This is a genomic window from Sanguibacter biliveldensis (assembly GCF_033798665.1).
GTDB classification, from domain to species: domain Bacteria; phylum Actinomycetota; class Actinomycetes; order Actinomycetales; family Cellulomonadaceae; genus Sanguibacter; species Sanguibacter inulinus.
The window spans coordinates 4,264,227-4,278,590 of record NZ_CP138359.1; the positions used below are offsets into that span (position 1 = coordinate 4,264,227).

Annotated in this window: 14 protein-coding genes; 6 read left to right on the forward strand and 8 right to left on the reverse strand. The window is 71.6% G+C overall.

All coding sequences use genetic code 11. From position 1 onward, the window contains the following. Nucleotides 1-3: 3 nt before the first annotated feature. From SANBI_RS18545 to SANBI_RS18580, 8 genes are read right to left on the reverse strand one after another with little or no spacing between them, the layout of a single operon-like run. The gene (locus tag SANBI_RS18545) at nucleotides 4-366 is read right to left on the reverse strand and encodes a DUF2185 domain-containing protein (protein ID WP_319157694.1); all 363 of its coding nucleotides are present in this window, start codon (nucleotides 364-366) and stop codon (nucleotides 4-6) included. 2 nt (nucleotides 367-368) lie between these two features. Beyond that, a complete protein-coding gene (locus SANBI_RS18550) occupies nucleotides 369-929 on the reverse strand; it encodes a hypothetical protein (RefSeq protein ID WP_319157696.1) in 561 nt (186 codons plus the stop codon). Nucleotides 930-971: 42 nt separating this feature from the next. Next, a complete protein-coding gene (locus SANBI_RS18555; RefSeq protein ID WP_319157698.1) occupies nucleotides 972-3,662 on the reverse strand; it encodes a GH-E family nuclease in 2,691 nt (896 codons plus the stop codon). Nucleotides 3,663-3,672: 10 nt separating this feature from the next. Further along, on the reverse strand, nucleotides 3,673-4,038 hold the full coding sequence (locus SANBI_RS18560; protein WP_056134501.1) for a DUF6507 family protein: 366 nt from the start codon (nucleotides 4,036-4,038) through the stop codon (nucleotides 3,673-3,675). Between the two features lie 15 nt (nucleotides 4,039-4,053). Then, nucleotides 4,054-4,389: a hypothetical protein gene (locus tag SANBI_RS18565; protein ID WP_319157701.1), complete on the reverse strand. Its 336-nt coding sequence runs from the start codon at nucleotides 4,387-4,389 to the stop codon at nucleotides 4,054-4,056. Between the two features lies 1 nt (nucleotide 4,390). Then, a complete protein-coding gene (locus tag SANBI_RS18570) occupies nucleotides 4,391-5,425 on the reverse strand; it encodes a DUF6177 family protein (protein ID WP_319157703.1) in 1,035 nt (344 codons plus the stop codon). 3 nt (nucleotides 5,426-5,428) lie between these two features. After that, nucleotides 5,429-5,737 carry a hypothetical protein gene (locus SANBI_RS18575; protein WP_319157692.1) on the reverse strand — a complete coding sequence of 103 codons (309 nt, stop codon included), beginning with the start codon at nucleotides 5,735-5,737 and terminating at the stop codon, nucleotides 5,429-5,431. A gap of 12 nt (nucleotides 5,738-5,749) precedes the next feature. After that, nucleotides 5,750-6,094: a hypothetical protein gene (locus tag SANBI_RS18580; protein WP_056134513.1), complete on the reverse strand. Its 345-nt coding sequence runs from the start codon at nucleotides 6,092-6,094 to the stop codon at nucleotides 5,750-5,752. Between the two features lie 247 nt (nucleotides 6,095-6,341). On the opposite strand from SANBI_RS18580, the gene SANBI_RS18585 reads away from it, so the two are divergent. The 6 genes from SANBI_RS18585 to SANBI_RS18610 are packed head-to-tail and all read left to right on the forward strand — an operon-like array spanning nucleotide 6,342 to nucleotide 14,346. After that, nucleotides 6,342-7,157, forward strand: coding sequence for an FHA domain-containing protein (locus SANBI_RS18585; protein WP_319157705.1), 816 nt, complete (start codon nucleotides 6,342-6,344; stop codon nucleotides 7,155-7,157). Further along, complete coding sequence (locus tag SANBI_RS18590; protein WP_319157707.1) at nucleotides 7,154-7,666, forward strand: OCRE domain-containing protein; 513 nt, start codon at nucleotides 7,154-7,156, stop codon at nucleotides 7,664-7,666. The genes SANBI_RS18585 and SANBI_RS18590 overlap by 4 nt, the downstream gene beginning before the upstream one ends. Next, nucleotides 7,663-8,976: an EsaB/YukD family protein gene (locus SANBI_RS18595; protein ID WP_319157709.1), complete on the forward strand. Its 1,314-nt coding sequence runs from the start codon at nucleotides 7,663-7,665 to the stop codon at nucleotides 8,974-8,976. Before SANBI_RS18590 ends, SANBI_RS18595 begins: the two co-directional genes overlap by 4 nt. Next, nucleotides 8,976-9,872, forward strand: a complete 897-nt coding sequence (locus SANBI_RS18600) for a hypothetical protein (protein ID WP_319157711.1) — start codon at nucleotides 8,976-8,978, stop codon at nucleotides 9,870-9,872. Before SANBI_RS18595 ends, SANBI_RS18600 begins: the two co-directional genes overlap by 1 nt. Further along, nucleotides 9,869-13,798 (forward strand): type VII secretion protein EccCa, encoded by a 3,930-nt coding sequence (gene eccCa / locus SANBI_RS18605; RefSeq protein WP_319157713.1) that lies wholly within the window; start codon nucleotides 9,869-9,871, stop codon nucleotides 13,796-13,798. The genes SANBI_RS18600 and eccCa overlap by 4 nt, the downstream gene beginning before the upstream one ends. Further along, entirely contained in the window at nucleotides 13,795-14,346 is a 552-nt protein-coding gene (locus SANBI_RS18610; protein ID WP_319157715.1) for a hypothetical protein, read from the forward strand. Before eccCa ends, SANBI_RS18610 begins: the two co-directional genes overlap by 4 nt. The last annotated feature ends 18 nt before the right edge of the window (nucleotides 14,347-14,364 follow it).

Consider the following 14,364-nt stretch of genomic DNA (forward strand, 5'->3'; position numbering starts at 1 on the left):
TGCTCACGCCCGCATCGACGGCGGCACGTAGAAGTTCTCCGGCGGGATCTCGCGGCCCGACGCCGTGTCGACGATCTTGATACCGGCACCCTCGTCGACCAGCTGCAGGTCCGACCCGACAGGGAAGTCGTAGATCCCGATCAACGCCGGCTCGATCGCGCAGACGTCGTTGAAGGGCAAGATCTGCAGGTTCGACGCGTCCGCCAGATAGTCCGAGGTGTCGATGTGCGAGAAGATCCGCCACCCGTTGTCAGCAGGCGCCTGAGAGTTCTCACGCACCATCCACCGCACCCGACCAGCCCCGCTGACGACATTCTTCGACACCAGGCAGGCACCCGAATTCGGGATGAACTCCGGAACAGCCACGACTACACCTCTCGCTCAGGGACCGCGACACCGCGGTCGGTCAGGTACTGCTCCATGCGACGCACCAGGTCGGCGCGCTCGTCACCCAGCAGGCGTGCGCTCTCGAGCGTCGAGCGCCCCTGCGCACCGGGTACCAGCAGGTCCAGGTCGTCCCGCGCGAACAGCTCGTCGTAGAGCGGGGCGAGCTCGTCGTCCGCATACTTCTGGTTGTCGGCCAGGGTCTGCAGCGGCGTCCCCCAGCGCACGGCGACGGCGTTGACGTCGGCACCACCGTCGAGCAGCCTCCGCACGAGCGGCGCCTCGGCCTCCGGGTCGTGGACGGCCTGCCCGAAGAGGATGTGCAGCGCGTTGTACCCGTCCGGGGGGATCACGGTCGAGGGATCGGCCCCGTCGTCCAGCAGCCTGCTGGCGATGGCGACGCGGGCGTCGAGGTGCCGGTTGCCCAGCGCCCGGCACAGCAGCGTCATGCCACCCATGCCGGTCTCCGACGCGCCGCTCGGTGAGTAGACGCCGAGGAACTCGTCGAGCGTCCCGGTCTTCGCCTTGGTGAAGGCAGCAGTCACGATGGTCTCCTGGGTTCGGGCGTTCGTGCGGGTGGGGCGATCCTAGGACATCTCGTCGACGTGCGACCTGTTGCGCGACGGGTCCTCGACCCTGTAGCTGCTCGGGTCGCGGTACTCCTCGAGGAACTCGTCGAGGGTCATCTCCCCGCTCAGGTACCGCTCACGCAGGCGGCGGTACTCGAAACCAGGAGCGTGGCCCATGTCCCAGACCCCGGCCCTCGTGCCGGCCGGGCGGCCGGGAGAGGTGGCGGTCGCGGGCTCGCCCGGGTCCCAGAAGACCTCGACGCGCTTGCCCTCGACGTTCGTCACGAACACCCGGCCGTTGCGGTCCTGCGCGGCCTCCCAGACCTCACGGACCTGGTCCGGGCCGTACTCGGGACGGTTGTTCGCGTACGGCAGGCGGTCGCCGTTGGCGTCGTAGCCGAAGCTGTTGGGCTCACCCGTCGCAGGCAGCTGGCCGGGGCCAGGCTGCGCGTTGCCGGGGTTCTCGGCGACCCACTGGTGGGCCTCGGGGTCCCACTTCATGTGCCAGCCGCGGCTCCCGTCGGCGTTGTCCGCCCGCAGCGGCTCGCCGTTGCGGTGGTCGACAGGCCGGCCGTTCTCGTCGACCGGAGCGTTGCGCAGCGCCTCGTCCACGTCGGCCTGGTCCGGGCGACCGGGTGCCTGGCTCTGGTCGGAGGTCTCACGGACCGGGGCCTCGGGGTCGTAGGGCTGACCACCGGGTGTGTGCTCCGGACGTGGGGCCTCAGGAGCCGGGCTCTCGGGGGCAGGTGCTCCAGCGTCCGGCGCGGGCTGCACGGGTGCACCACCGGGCTCGGTCGTCTCGGGAGCGGGACCGGCCTCGGGGCTCGTCTCGGGTGTCGGGCTCGGGTCGACGCCGGGCTCCGGCGCGGGTCCGTGCTCGGGCGACGGTGACGTCCCAGCCTCGGGGGCAGGTGAGCCCTCGGGTGCGGGGCCGGTCTCGGGGGCAGGCGTCCCGTCGGGCGCAGGTCCAGGCTCGGGGACGGGTGCAGGCGACGGTCCGGCCTCCGGGGCAGGAGCGGGCTCCGGCCGTGTCCCAGTCTCGGGTGCGGGTTCCGGTCGCGGACCAGCCTCGGGCGCGGGGGTCGTCTCCGGGGCCGGTGTCGGCTCGGGCCGTGGTCCGCTCGGTGGCTGCGTGCCGTCCTGGGGTCCGGGAGCTGCAGGTGCCGGGTCGGCCGGCGTCGTCGGCTCGGGGCCGCGGCCGTCGGGGGCGACGTCGTCGATGCTCGGGCCGGGACGGGTCGCCGGTCCGCTCACGTCGGGCAGGACGGACGGCGGGGCTGTCGTACCGGGTCCCCCGCCGCTCGGGACGATCGACGAGCTCGGCGGCGGGGTCGCCTGGGACACCGGCACGTCGTCGATCGCGTTGATGAGGGCCGTCGGCGAGAGCTTGACGCCGTTGACACCGACCTGGGTGGTCGCACCGAGACCGGGGACGCCGTTGTCGGCGACCTTGAGGAGGTCGCTCAGACCTGTCGCGACGCGCACGCCACCCTTGACGACCCACGAGCCTCCAGGGATGAGGAAGTCGGCACCGACAGCCGCGATCTTCGCGACCTTCGCGCTCGCGCTGCCGACCTTGAGGCCCGCACCGACCTGCCCGGCACCGGGGATGAAGAAGGTGCCGACGTTGAGGATCGACTCGGTGCCCGTCGCGACTCCGTCTTCCTTCCACTTGTGCCACGGGTCGTCGGGATTCTCGATGTCGAAGCCGATCATCGAGCCGACGGTCCCGGCGACCACCTTCTGGCGGTCGTACATGAAGTCTGTGAACGCGTTGCCGTTGCCCGTCGCGGCCATGATGTTGGCGATCGTGGCGGCTGGGGTCGTGGCGAGCACGAGGGAGCCGGCGAGGTTGCCGAGCCCTCCCCAGGCCTGGCCCCAGGCCTCCCCCTGGAAGAACTCGCCGTTCTCGGGGTTGTACCCGAGCACGAGCATCCCGGCCCCCTCGGCGATGCCGACGCCGAAGTTCGCGGCGCCGTGGCCGACAGACTCGGGGCAGTTGCGGTCCTCGTCCCGGGACTCGCCCCACGGCATGGGCATCTCGGGGTTGTTGAAGGCCTCGGCGGGGATCGCCTCGACGGGTGCGACGCACGAGTTCTGCACCAGGGCGTTGATGTCGTTGGCGCACTGCGTGGCCGCCGTGGAGATCTCCTCCAGCAGCCCTGCGTACTCCTCGAGCAGCTTCTGGTTGCGCTCGACGGTCGCGCTGTCCTCGTACCAGGGCACGGTGACCGTGCGCTGCTCGACGCCGGGCACCCACTGGAAGGCCCACTCGGCGTAGTCCTCGACGTTCGCCTCGTTGCTCTCGGCCGCGATCGTCTCGACACCGTTGATGACCTCGGCTCGGAAGTCCGCTGCGGTCGTCTCGAAGGTCGACAGACGGCTCTTGATCCCGTCGAGGACCCCGGCGTAGGTGTCCAGGTGACCGGCAGCCGCGTCGAAGGCCGTCTTGAGCTCGGTGGCGGAGGTGACCGCCGGGGTCATGAGCGCGTAGACCTGATCCTGCTCGGGGGCCTCGTAGCTGCCGCTGAGCCCGGCCCACGTCGTGTCGATCGAGCTGGTCTCGTCGTGGACGGTCGTGGCCATCGCACGGATGCTGGACGCAGAGCCGGTGATGGCCCCGGTGTCGAGGTCGCTGGCGCGTGCCGGGAACGCGTCGGGGTTGATCAGCCCGCCGTCGTTCACGCACATCGTGGGTGTCGTCGTCATGGTGTGGTCCTCAGCCCTGGTGTCCGTGCTCGACGAAGTACGAGAAGTCACCGTCTACGGCGGAGCTGAGCAGCTCTGCCTGGTAGGTGGCGGACATGTCTTCCTGCCCGTTGTTGTAGGCGATGACCGCGTTGGCCACACCCACGGTGCCGGCGTTGATCCGGTTGTTGATGTTCGTGAGGTTCGCGGTCTGGTCGGCGAACAGCGCGTTCACGGCCGTCGGGACGTCCTGCGTGATCATCCCGCCCCAGGTCAGCCCGTCGAGGACCGCCTGGAACTTGTCCTCGGAGAGGGCTGTGCCCAGCTCGGTCGCGTCGGTGTTCACCGTCGTGAGGATGCTCTGGACCCCGCTGGGGTCGATCTTCCACTGCGTCATGGTCGTGCCTTCCCCTCAGACTCGGTCGGCGATGGTCCCGCCGACGGCGGCGGCGATGGACTCGGCGAGCGCCCGCCCGGCACCTGTGTCCCCGTAGGGGACGGCCATGTCGGTCCAGAGACCGAAGGCCGTCGGTGCCCGGACCAGGGCGTCGGCCGCCTGGGCGGGCTCCCGGACGGGTCGGCTCCTGTAGATCGACAGGAGTGCACGGCCCTGCGCGTCGACGAACTGGCGGATCTGCCCGTCGCGGTACTCCAGGAACGTCCCGTCGGGGTGGTCGACGGCGGCGGCCCGCACCATGACGGCCGAGGTCGGCTCGACCTCGCTCAGCAGCACGATCTCCGTTGGCATGTCAGACCCTCCCGAGTCCTGTTGCGGCCGCGATGCGCTCGGCACCGAGGTCGTGGGCGAAGGCGACGAGCTGGGCCCAGAGACCCTGGTCGGGGTTGCTGAACCTGACGAGCAGGCTCGGTGTGCGCTTGCGCCCGAGCATCGTGATGTCGTGCTTCTCGGCCAGGGCCGCGGCGTCGATGTCGAGGTCGTGCACACCACGCGGCCCGATGATCACCGCGAGCGGGACCTCCGGCCGCTTGGCAGCCGGCTCGACCCACGTCCCGATGTCCGTCTCGGCGAGCGACACGAAGCCGATCGTCGGCTGGAACTCGTCGGCGATGGTCGCGAGAGCCTGCGACGCCGTCTGCACCAGACCACCGATGTGGTCGGGGTAGCGACGCAGGGCGACCCCACCCTTGATCTGCTCGAGGATCCCTCGCCGGGTGCGACCGACGAAGAGGTCCACGAAGGAGCCGTCACGGCTCAGGCCGTGCAGCGCGTCCGTCGCAGGCATCTCGCGGCGGGCGACCTCGGTGAGGACCCGCGTGTCCCAGCGGTCCACGAGCGGCTCGAAGGGACCCCACAGCTCGAGGGGCGACCCACCGAGCGCAGAGATCATCGCCGCCGACAGGGTCCCGACCGTGGTGTCCGAGGCAGCACGCTGGTGCGCGAAGACGTCGAACATCAGCACGCCGGGGAACTGCTGCTCGTGCGTGGTGGCCAGGGTCGTGTAGGACGGCAGACGCTCTGTCCCCTGGCCGGGACGCTCCCAGAGGTCACGGAGCGTGTCGATCCTGTAGCCGGAGAGCCCGTCGTACGTCGCACCGCCCGCGCTCTGCACGGCCCACAGCCCGCCGGCCCTGCGCATCGCGAGCGACACGAAGGGGCTCAGGCGCGTCCCGGTGCTCGTCATCAGGACGGGGCGCAGGCGCTCCGTGACGGCGTAGTCGAGGAACGCGGCCAGCGGCTCGCTGAGGATGACGTGCTCGGCAGAGGCGGCGAAGACTGCGTAGTCCTCGCCCCACTCGTCTGCGACAGGGTGGACGATGTTCATGGCTCAGTCCGGGATGTAGGAGGCTGCCTGCTGCAGCCCGCGGCGGGCGATCTCGTCGTTCTCCGACAGAGACGTGCGGATCGCGGAGATGATGCCCTTGACCTCGGTACCAGCGGTGTTCCACTGGGCCTCCATCGCCGCATACCTGTCGCTCACACCGTCGGCCGAGTACACGGCCATCGCGTTCTTGACATCCATGTCACGACGAGCCAGCGCCGCCTCGAGCGCACCGGCAGCACGCTCGAAGTTCGACTGAGCCGCCTGCGACGAGCTGATGTCGTAGTCGTTACGATCCATCTGGTTGCTGGACATGACGATCCTCCTCTAGGCCCGGGGGGCGAACTTGGACGTGTCGGCACCCTGGAAGTCAGCGGAGCCCTCAGCAGAACGGTGCTGGTCAGCACCCTCGTCAGCAGCAGTCGTGAACGCCAGGTTCTGACCACCGATCGACTCCGTGATCCCCACCAACGCATTGTTGAGGATCGAAGAGATGTCGTCCGTGCGCTCCTTGAAGCTGATGAACGACGCCTTGGCCACACCGTTGAACGTGGACTCCAGAGGCTCCGCAGCCTCCTTCAGGTTCCGCACCAGCTGACCCAAGTCATCAGACTCCGTCGCCGTCTTCTGCCCGAGCACCTGCAGTGCATCGGCTTCCATCGCGAACTTCATGGTTCTCTCCCGTCGTCGAGCGGTCGGCATCACCGTAAGCACAGCGCCCAGGTTCCGCGATGGGTACCTCTCACTGGGTACCTCACCCCTGTGGACACGAGGACAGAGGGCTGAGCGCAGGATAGGTTCGTGCCCGGCAGACCGCGCCTGGACGCTCAGGCGGCCGCGGGTGCGAGCCTCACGGACGGCACGGCCCGCACGACAGACCACAGCAGCAGACGCAGCAGACCGACGAAGGGGGTGGACGATGCACGCCTTCTCGTCCGTGGCCGAGCAGCACCGCGACGACGGGACCTCGGTCGCCGACCGCAGCGCCGTCCCGCACGCGATCCTCCTGCACGACGTCAGGCCCGCGGGCGCTCGTCGAGCGGCAGCCACCGCCGTCGACCTGCTCGTCGCCGCCGCCGCCTTCGGCCTGGGGTTCTTGCTGCACCCTGTCGTCGGTGGCGTCCTCGCGGCCGTGGTGGCTCTCGTCGTCGTGGCAGACCGCGTCCGGACCGGTCGCAGCCTGGGGCTGCGCCTCACGCGTCTGCGGACCGTCGACCGCGCGAGCGCGATGCCGTCCGCGCGGGCACTCGTCCCGGGCCGCGGGCTGACCGCAGACCTCGCCCGCGGCCGCGACCCGCTGCTCGTCGTCCCCGCCTCCTCGGTGCCGGTCCCGGCCGAGCAGGCCCCGGCTCCGGCCGACCCGTGGATGGCGCAGGAGACGGCCCGCACCCCCGGCGTCGTCGTGGTCACCGACGAGGGCGCGACGGTCACGGTCCTCGGCACGACGATCGTCGGGCGCAGCCCCGTCGACCCGACGGGTACGCACTACCTGCTGGGCATCCCGGACATCGGCAGGTCGATCTCGCGCAGCCACGCCGTCCTCGAGCTCGACGGGCCGCTGCTGTGGGTCACCGACCTCGGCTCGGCGAACGGCTCGGCCGTGGCGCTGCCCGGCCAGCAGTTCTCACCGCTCACCCCGCACGTGCGCACACCCGCCCCGGCCGGCTCGCGGATCGCGCTGGGCACACGCACCCTGCACGTCGCCGACCCCACCCGACCGGAGGCACCCCAGTGACCGACCGCGACAGGATCCTCGTCGAGTCGACCCGCACGCACCGCGAGCGGCTGTCGTCTGCGCTGTCCTTCGGGGCGCTCGAGCAGCGCCGCAAGGTCAACACGAACGTCCGCAGGTTCATCGGCTCGGTGGTCATCGCCGCCGTCGCCGGGGTCGGCTGCCTCGGGTTCTCCTTCGTGGTGAACCTGCTCGACAACCGCAAGGAAGACCAGGCCGTGGCGTCCTTCAGGGCCGCGCTCGCCGCGAACCCGATCCCCGAGACCCCTGACATGCCGCTCGACCCGGAGACGGGGTTCCTCGCGGACCCGGTGTCCGGGAACTTCATCGACCCGCAGACCGGGTTCTTCGTCGACCGGGAGACCGGCCTGGCCGAGGACCCTGACGGCAACGTCATCGACCCCCGCATCGACTGGTACCTCGACACCGAGACCGGCTACTACACGGACCCGTCCACGGGCGTGACGATCGACCCGGCGACGCAGCGCGTCGTCGAGGAGGAGAAGAAGTGACCGAGTACACCCGCGTCACGATCCAGGGCGAGGGCCGCAAGGCCGACCTCGTCCTCCCCGACGACGAGCCCGTCGCCGCGATGCTGCCCGACGTGCTGGTGCTGCTCGACGAGGGCGAGGCGCGCTCGGCGCGCCCGGTCGCCCTCGTCACGCGGGTCGGCGAGCAGCTGGACTCCTCGCTCACCCTCGCCGAGCAGTCGGTCGAGCACGGTGCGCTGCTGCGCATCGTGCGCGTCGACGAGGCTCCGCCGCCGCCCGAGGTCGCCGACGTCACCGACGTCGTCGCGGACGCCGTCGACAGCCGCGCCGACGCGTGGCGCCCCGTGTGGGGAGTCGTCGCCGCGTCGGTGCTCACAGCTGTCCTGGGTGCCTACGCGGCGCTGGTGGCCGTCTCGTCGCTCGACGTCCCGCTGGTCACGCTGCTCGCGGTCTGCGCCGGCGTGGCTGTCGTCGCGTCCGTGCTCTGCCGCCGCCACCTCGCCGGCCCAGCCGTCGTCCTCACCGCAGGTGCCGTCGGCGGTGCCGCGGTCGCCGCGCTCCTGGTGAGCGCCGACCATGCCGACGGGACGCTCGGGACCTCGGCGATCGTCTGGTTCGGGCTCACGAGCCTCCTCGTCGGGCTGGTCGGGGCCGCGGGCTCCCGGGACGTCGGTCTCGGGCTCGGCGGGGTCGTCGGCACGGTGCTGGTCGGCGCGCTCGCCGCCATGCACGCCCTCGGCTGGGAGCGTCTGCACTCGGCCGCTGTCGTCGCCGTGGTCGGCACGCTGCTGCTCGGCCTGCTGCCCGGGATCGCGATGACAGTCAGCGGGCTGAGCGGGCTCGACGACCGTGTCGTCGAGGGCAACCGCATCCCACGGGCAGCCGCACGCCGCGCCGTCGACGCGACCCACCGTGCGCTCACCTGGGCGACGGTCGCGACGGCTGTCGTCGTCGGCTCGTGCGCCTGGGTCCTCGCCGGGGCTCCTGACACCGCGACGCGGGTCCTCACGGCCTGCCTCGCCGTGGTGCTCCTGCTGCGCACCCGGGTCCTCCCCCTCGCGCCCCAGCGTCTCGTGCTGATGCTCGCCGGGCTGGTGCCGCTGGTCGCGCTCCTCGTCGACCTCGGCAGCACCGAGCCCGAGCAGGCCGTCGGTGTCGCGCTCGGCGTCGCCGTCCTGGTCGCTGCGCTCGTCGGCTCGCACCCGAGCGAGTACCTCAAGGCGCGTCTGCGCGGTCTCGCGAACATCGTCGAGCTGATCGCCGTCCTCGCGCTGGTCCCCCTCGTGCTTGCACGCCTCGGCGTGTTCGCCGACCTTGTCGGGACCTTCTGATGGGACGCGCCTGGACCACCCTCGTGGCCTCTCTGCCGTCCCGCGCCGAAGAGCTGCGCAGGCTCGACGAGGCCGTGCGGGCGCCGCTCGCGCTCAGCACCCGGGTCGGGGTCGTGGGCGTGGCTGGTGGCTCGGGCTGCTCGACCGTCGGTGGTCTGCTGGCCTCTGTCCTGTCCTCCCGCCGCGACCAGCGGATCCTCCTGGTCAACGCGTCGCGCACAGCACGCTCGGCGCTGTGGCACGCGGGCCTCACGACGCCCGCGCCCAGCACCCCGGCCGACGAGACGGCACGCCGGGCAGCCCGCCGGTCCGACGCCGCGACGGCCGGGCTGGTGCAGACCCTCGGTGGGCTCTACTGCCTCGACCTGGCCGCGCCGGTCCCCGCAGCCGACGGCGCGGGCTCTGGATCCGACGGCGAAGGCTCTGCGGGCGAGGCCGATGCTGGTGTGCGTCCGGCCGACGACTCCCGATGGTGGGAGGCCGTCGCGCCGGCCGGCAGGTTCTTCGACTTCGTCGTCACCGACTGGGGTGTCCGCGACGCCTCGACAGTCGGCCGGGTGCTCTCGGCGAGCACAGCCGTGGTCGTGACGACCCCCGCCGACAGGACCTCGCTGCAGCGCGCGGTCGACCTCGCCCGCACCGTCGAGGAGGCCGGCGTCCAGGTGCTCCTGGCCGTCGACGACGTGCGCCGCGAGCGCACGGCAGCCCTCGGCGAGATGCTCCGCCTCCTCCCTGTGCCCGCCGTGGCGCTCCCCTACGACCGCGCGCACGGTGCGGCCCGACCCGTCGGCAGCCACAGGCTCCGCGCCTCCACCACGCTCGCTGCGCTCCGTCTGGCGGCTGCTGTCGTCGACGTGGCCGGCCGACGCGCCGACACCCGCGGGAGCGCCGCATGAGTCTCAAGATCGTCCACCGCCCGACCCGCACCACCGTGCCGGTCACCGCGCCGGAGCCCGAGTCGATCGCGCCTCCGCCCCCGCTCGGCGACGACCAGGGCGGCCGCACGCCGCTCCAGATGCTCCTGCCGATCGTCGGGGCCATGACCTCGGTCGTCATGATGGTCGTCATGCGCAACGGGCAGCCGTTGTTCATGGTCGTCGCAGCGCTCGTCTTCGTCGTCGCGATCGTCGGCGGCATCGGATTCGCGGTCTCCTCGCGCGGCCGTGCGGCCAAGCAGGAGCGCGCCAAGCGCGAGCTCTACCTCGACTACCTCGAGAAGCTCCGCCGGGACCTCGCCGCCCGCACCGCCGACGCCCGGCGCGACGCCGCCGTGATGCACCCCGAGCCCTCGGCCCTCATGGCCCTCGTCCGCGACCCGCGGCGCCTGTGGGAGCGTCGGCGCCGTGACGCCGACTTCCTCACCGTGCGCGTCGGCACGGGCGCCGTGCCGTGGTTCGACCTCACGGTCCCGCCGGCCTCGTCGCCGATGGAGCCTCACGACCCGATCCTGCTGTCCGAGGCTCGGCTGATCGCCGACCAGGTGGAGCGGGTCGAGGCCATGCCGGTGACAGTCGACCTGCGGGACGTCGCTGTGATGGCCGTGGTGGGCGACCGCGCGCACACCGTCGCGACGGTCCGCAGCATGCTGCTCCAGCTCGCCGCGCAGCACGGACCCGACGACCTCTCGATCGCCGCGGCCTACGCCCCCGACCGCAGCGCGGACTGGCAGGGTCTCGACCTGCTCCCGCACGTCCAGGACCCTGAGCTGTTCGACGGTCCGGTGCCTGCCCGCAGGGTCGCGCCCGACCTCTCAAGCCTGGCGCACGTGCTCGGCAGCACGCTGACCGACAGGCTCCAGCACGCCCACTCATCGAAGCGGACAGGGTCCGTGCGCAGCCAGCCGTCGCGTCTGCTCGTGGTCGTCGACGACCACGGTCGTCGCGCCTCGACCCTTCCTGTCGGCGCCGGCGCGACGCTCCAGGAGCTCGGCGTGACGGTCGTGCACCTGCTCTCGGACCGGCTCGACGAGCCGAGCGAGCTCGACGTACGGATCACGCTCGACGGGACCGTGACCGGGACGCTCACCACCTCCCCGGGGACCCCCGACGCCCTCGACGTCAGCCTCGAGCCTGACCAGACCGGTGTGCCGCTCTTCGAGTCGACAGCCCGCGCGATGGCCGCCATGCGCCTCTCGCTCTCTGCCACCCAGGACGAGGAGGGCAACAGGACCCTCGACATCTACGAGCTGCTCGGTATCGACAGCCTCGACGACGTCGACCCCGAGACGCTCTGGCGTCCCCGGTCGCCCGCGCAGTTCCTCAACGTGCCCTTCGCGACCGACGACCAGGGCTACCCCGTGCGGCTCGACCTCAAGGAGAGCGCGCAGCTGGGCATGGGCCCGCACGGCATCTGCATCGGCGCCACAGGCTCGGGCAAGTCCGAGATGCTCCGCACGCTGATCTTGTCCCTCGCGCTGACGCACCCGCCCGAAGACCTCTCGATGATCCTCGTCGACTACAAGGGTGGAGCCGCCTTCGCACCCTTCGCGGGGCTCCCGCACCTCGCCGGGCTGATCGACAACCTCGCCGACGACCCGCAGCTCACCACGCGCGCCCGCGCGTCGATCCAGGGCGAGGTCGTCCGGCGCCAGCGGATGCTCAAGGAGGCCGGGTCGTCGCCGTCCATCTCGCACTACCGGCAGCTCCGTGCCGAGCGTCCCGAGATGGCCCCGATGCCGCACCTGTTCGTCGTCATCGACGAGTTCGGCGAGCTGCTCACGGCCGAGCCCGACTTCATCGACCTGTTCCTGCAGATCGGGCGCATCGGCCGGTCGATCGGTGTGCACCTGCTGCTGTCGAGCCAGCGCATCGAGGGTGGCAAGCTCCGCGGCCTCGACACGTACCTCTCGTACAGGCTCGGTCTGCGCACCTTCAGCGAGCCCGAGTCGCAGGTGGTCCTCAGCACGCCCGACGCTTACCACCTGCCGGCGCTGCCCGGCTACGGGTACCTCAAGGTCGACACGAGCGTCTACACACGGTTCAGGTCCGGTTTCGTCTCGGGCCCGGTCGACGGTCAGCGTGCCTCGCGCGACGACGAGACCGAGGCGCGCCCGCTCCTGCTGCCCACCTTCAACGGGATCTCGACCCCCGGCAGCACCGAGCAGGCCTCCGCCACCCCGTCGCTGACGCGGCCGGACACGAGCCGGACCTTCGTCGACGAGTCCGTGCACAGGGTGCGCGACGACGACCGTGCCGTGAGCCCCGTGTGGCTCCCGCCGCTCCCCGACCGCCTCGCCCTCGGGCTGGTGCTCGAGAAGGCCGGCGAGCGCACCCCCGGGCTGAGCGTGGTCATCGGTCTCGAGGACGACCCGACGCAGCAGTCCCAGGCTCCGTGGCGTCTCGACCTCGCCCGCGCGGGCGGTCACGTGGCTGTCATCGGGGCTCCGCAGACCGGGCGCAGCACGCTGCTGCGCACCATCGCGGCCTCTCTGTCGCTCACGTACACCCCCCGCGACGTGGCCGTGTACGGCATGGACCTGACCGGAGGTGGGCTCCAGCGCATCGAGCACTTCCCGCACGTGGGCGGTGTCGCGACGCGCTCGCACCGGGACAGGCTGTTCAGGCTCGTCGAAGAGCTCAGCGGCATGCTCGCCCTGCGCGAGTCCGTGTTCAAGAAGTACTCGATCGACTCGATGGTGCAGCTGCGCTCGATGCACGCCGCGGGCCGCATCCCCGAGCTCGACGCGGCCGACGTGGTGCTGCTCGTCGACGGCTACGGGCAGATCCGTCAGGACTTCGAGGAGATCGAGACAGCCTTCACCGACATCATGACGCGGGCCGCAAGCTTCGGCATCCACCTCGTCGTCGGGCTCACCCGGTGGAGCGAGCTGCGGATGGGCCACCAGGCGCTCTTCGGCACCCGCGTCGAGCTGCGGCTCAACGACCCTGCCGAGTCCAGCATCGACCGCAAGCTGTCCGCGACGCTCTCGGCCGACACCCCGGGTCGGGCGATCCTCGACACGAAGAACCTCGCGCAGGTCGCGCTGCCCGTCCTCAACGTCGTCGGCGACGACGCCGTCGGAGACGAGCTCGAGGCCCTCGCCCGGAGGACCGCGGAGTCCTGGAGCGGCCCGGCCGCCGCACCGATCCGGCTGCTCCCGCTCGACGTGGACCGCGCCGAGCTGCCCGACGCCTTCGACGAGCCCGACGTCGTCCCGATCGGGCTGCGCCAGGACACCATGGAGGCCGCCCTCTGGGAGCTCACCGGCGACGACCAGCACCTCGTGGTCCTCGGTGACTCGCGGTGCGGCAAGACGACGCTGCTGCGCACCATCGCGAAGGGTCTCATCGAGAGGTTCAGCAGCGACGAGCTCGCGATCGCCGTCGTCGACCCGCGGGGCAACGTCCCCGACGTGGTCGAGGACGACTACCTCGCCGCGCACGCCAAGAACGCGACCCAGGCGCGCGGGCTCGCCGAGTCGATCGCGAGCGAGCTCGAGCAGCGGCCCGGCCGCTCGCCCGAGGAGCGTGCGCGCGAGCCGCGCATCGTCGTGCTCATCGACGACTACGACATCGTCTCGGCCGGTGGCGCCGACCCCTTCGCGCCGCTCATGCCGTACATGCCGAGCGCGCGCGACCTCGGTCTGCACGTCGTGCTCACCCGGCCCGTCGCCGGGGCGAGCCGCGCCATGTACTCGCAGATGATCCAGGTGACCCGGGACACCGGCGGCTCGATCCTGCTCATGTCGGGCGAGCGCAGCGAGGGTCAGCTGGTCAGCCGGATCTACCCTGAGAGGTTCCCGCCCGGACGTGGTCGGTTCATCCGCCGCGGTGGGCGTCCGCACGTCATCCAGGTGGCCCGCGACCCGGAGGTCGAGTCGTGAGGACCCTCGCGATCGTCTCCGTGACCTCGGGCGCCGGGGCCAGCACCCTCGCTGCGCTCGCCTTCGCGGCGACCCGTGACGACGCCCGCGGTGCACCAGGGCTCTTCGGCACCGGCGGCACAGGCCTCGTCGAGCGGTGCGGCGGCGACGAGGTGGGCCGCGTCGACCCGCAGTCGGCGATCTGGGACGTCGGTGTCTGCGCGGCCTCCGACGCCCTCGACCTGCTGCGGTCGGGCGACGTCGCCGTCGCCGTGGCGGCTCCCGCCACCCCGCTCGGGACGGCTGACGCCCTGCGGCTGACGGCGGCGATCGCCGAGGGTGACAGTGCGCTCCTGGCCCGCGTCGCCGTCGTCCAGACCGAGGTGTACGGCAGGCAGCGCGGCACCACGCTCGAGAAGGCCCCGGCAGGAGCGGTCTTGAGGCTCCCCTTCGACCGCGCCCTCGCCCGGCCGGGCAGCGTCCCGGAGGACCTCCGCACGCTCCGTCGGCGCACCCGCACGGCGGTCCACGCATGGCGCAGCTATTGCGGGTGGGCGCTGCGGTCCTGAGGGCAGCGCACCGACCCT

Excerpts from the sequence above, each read along its gene's own strand:
- SANBI_RS18555 (WP_319157698.1), bottom strand. The coding sequence starts at position 3,662 with ATGACGACGACACCCACGATGTGCGTGAACGACGGCGGGCTGATCAAC.
- SANBI_RS18560 (WP_056134501.1), bottom strand. The coding sequence starts at position 4,038 with ATGACGCAGTGGAAGATCGACCCCAGCGGGGTCCAGAGCATCCTCACG.
- SANBI_RS18565 (WP_319157701.1), bottom strand. The coding sequence starts at position 4,389 with ATGCCAACGGAGATCGTGCTGCTGAGCGAGGTCGAGCCGACCTCGGCC.
- SANBI_RS18570 (WP_319157703.1), bottom strand. The coding sequence starts at position 5,425 with ATGAACATCGTCCACCCTGTCGCAGACGAGTGGGGCGAGGACTACGCA.
- SANBI_RS18575 (WP_319157692.1), bottom strand. The coding sequence starts at position 5,737 with ATGTCCAGCAACCAGATGGATCGTAACGACTACGACATCAGCTCGTCG.
- SANBI_RS18580 (WP_056134513.1), bottom strand. The coding sequence starts at position 6,094 with ATGAAGTTCGCGATGGAAGCCGATGCACTGCAGGTGCTCGGGCAGAAG.
- SANBI_RS18585 (WP_319157705.1), top strand. The coding sequence starts at position 6,342 with ATGCACGCCTTCTCGTCCGTGGCCGAGCAGCACCGCGACGACGGGACC.
- SANBI_RS18600 (WP_319157711.1), top strand. The coding sequence starts at position 8,976 with ATGGGACGCGCCTGGACCACCCTCGTGGCCTCTCTGCCGTCCCGCGCC.
- eccCa (WP_319157713.1), top strand. The coding sequence starts at position 9,869 with ATGAGTCTCAAGATCGTCCACCGCCCGACCCGCACCACCGTGCCGGTC.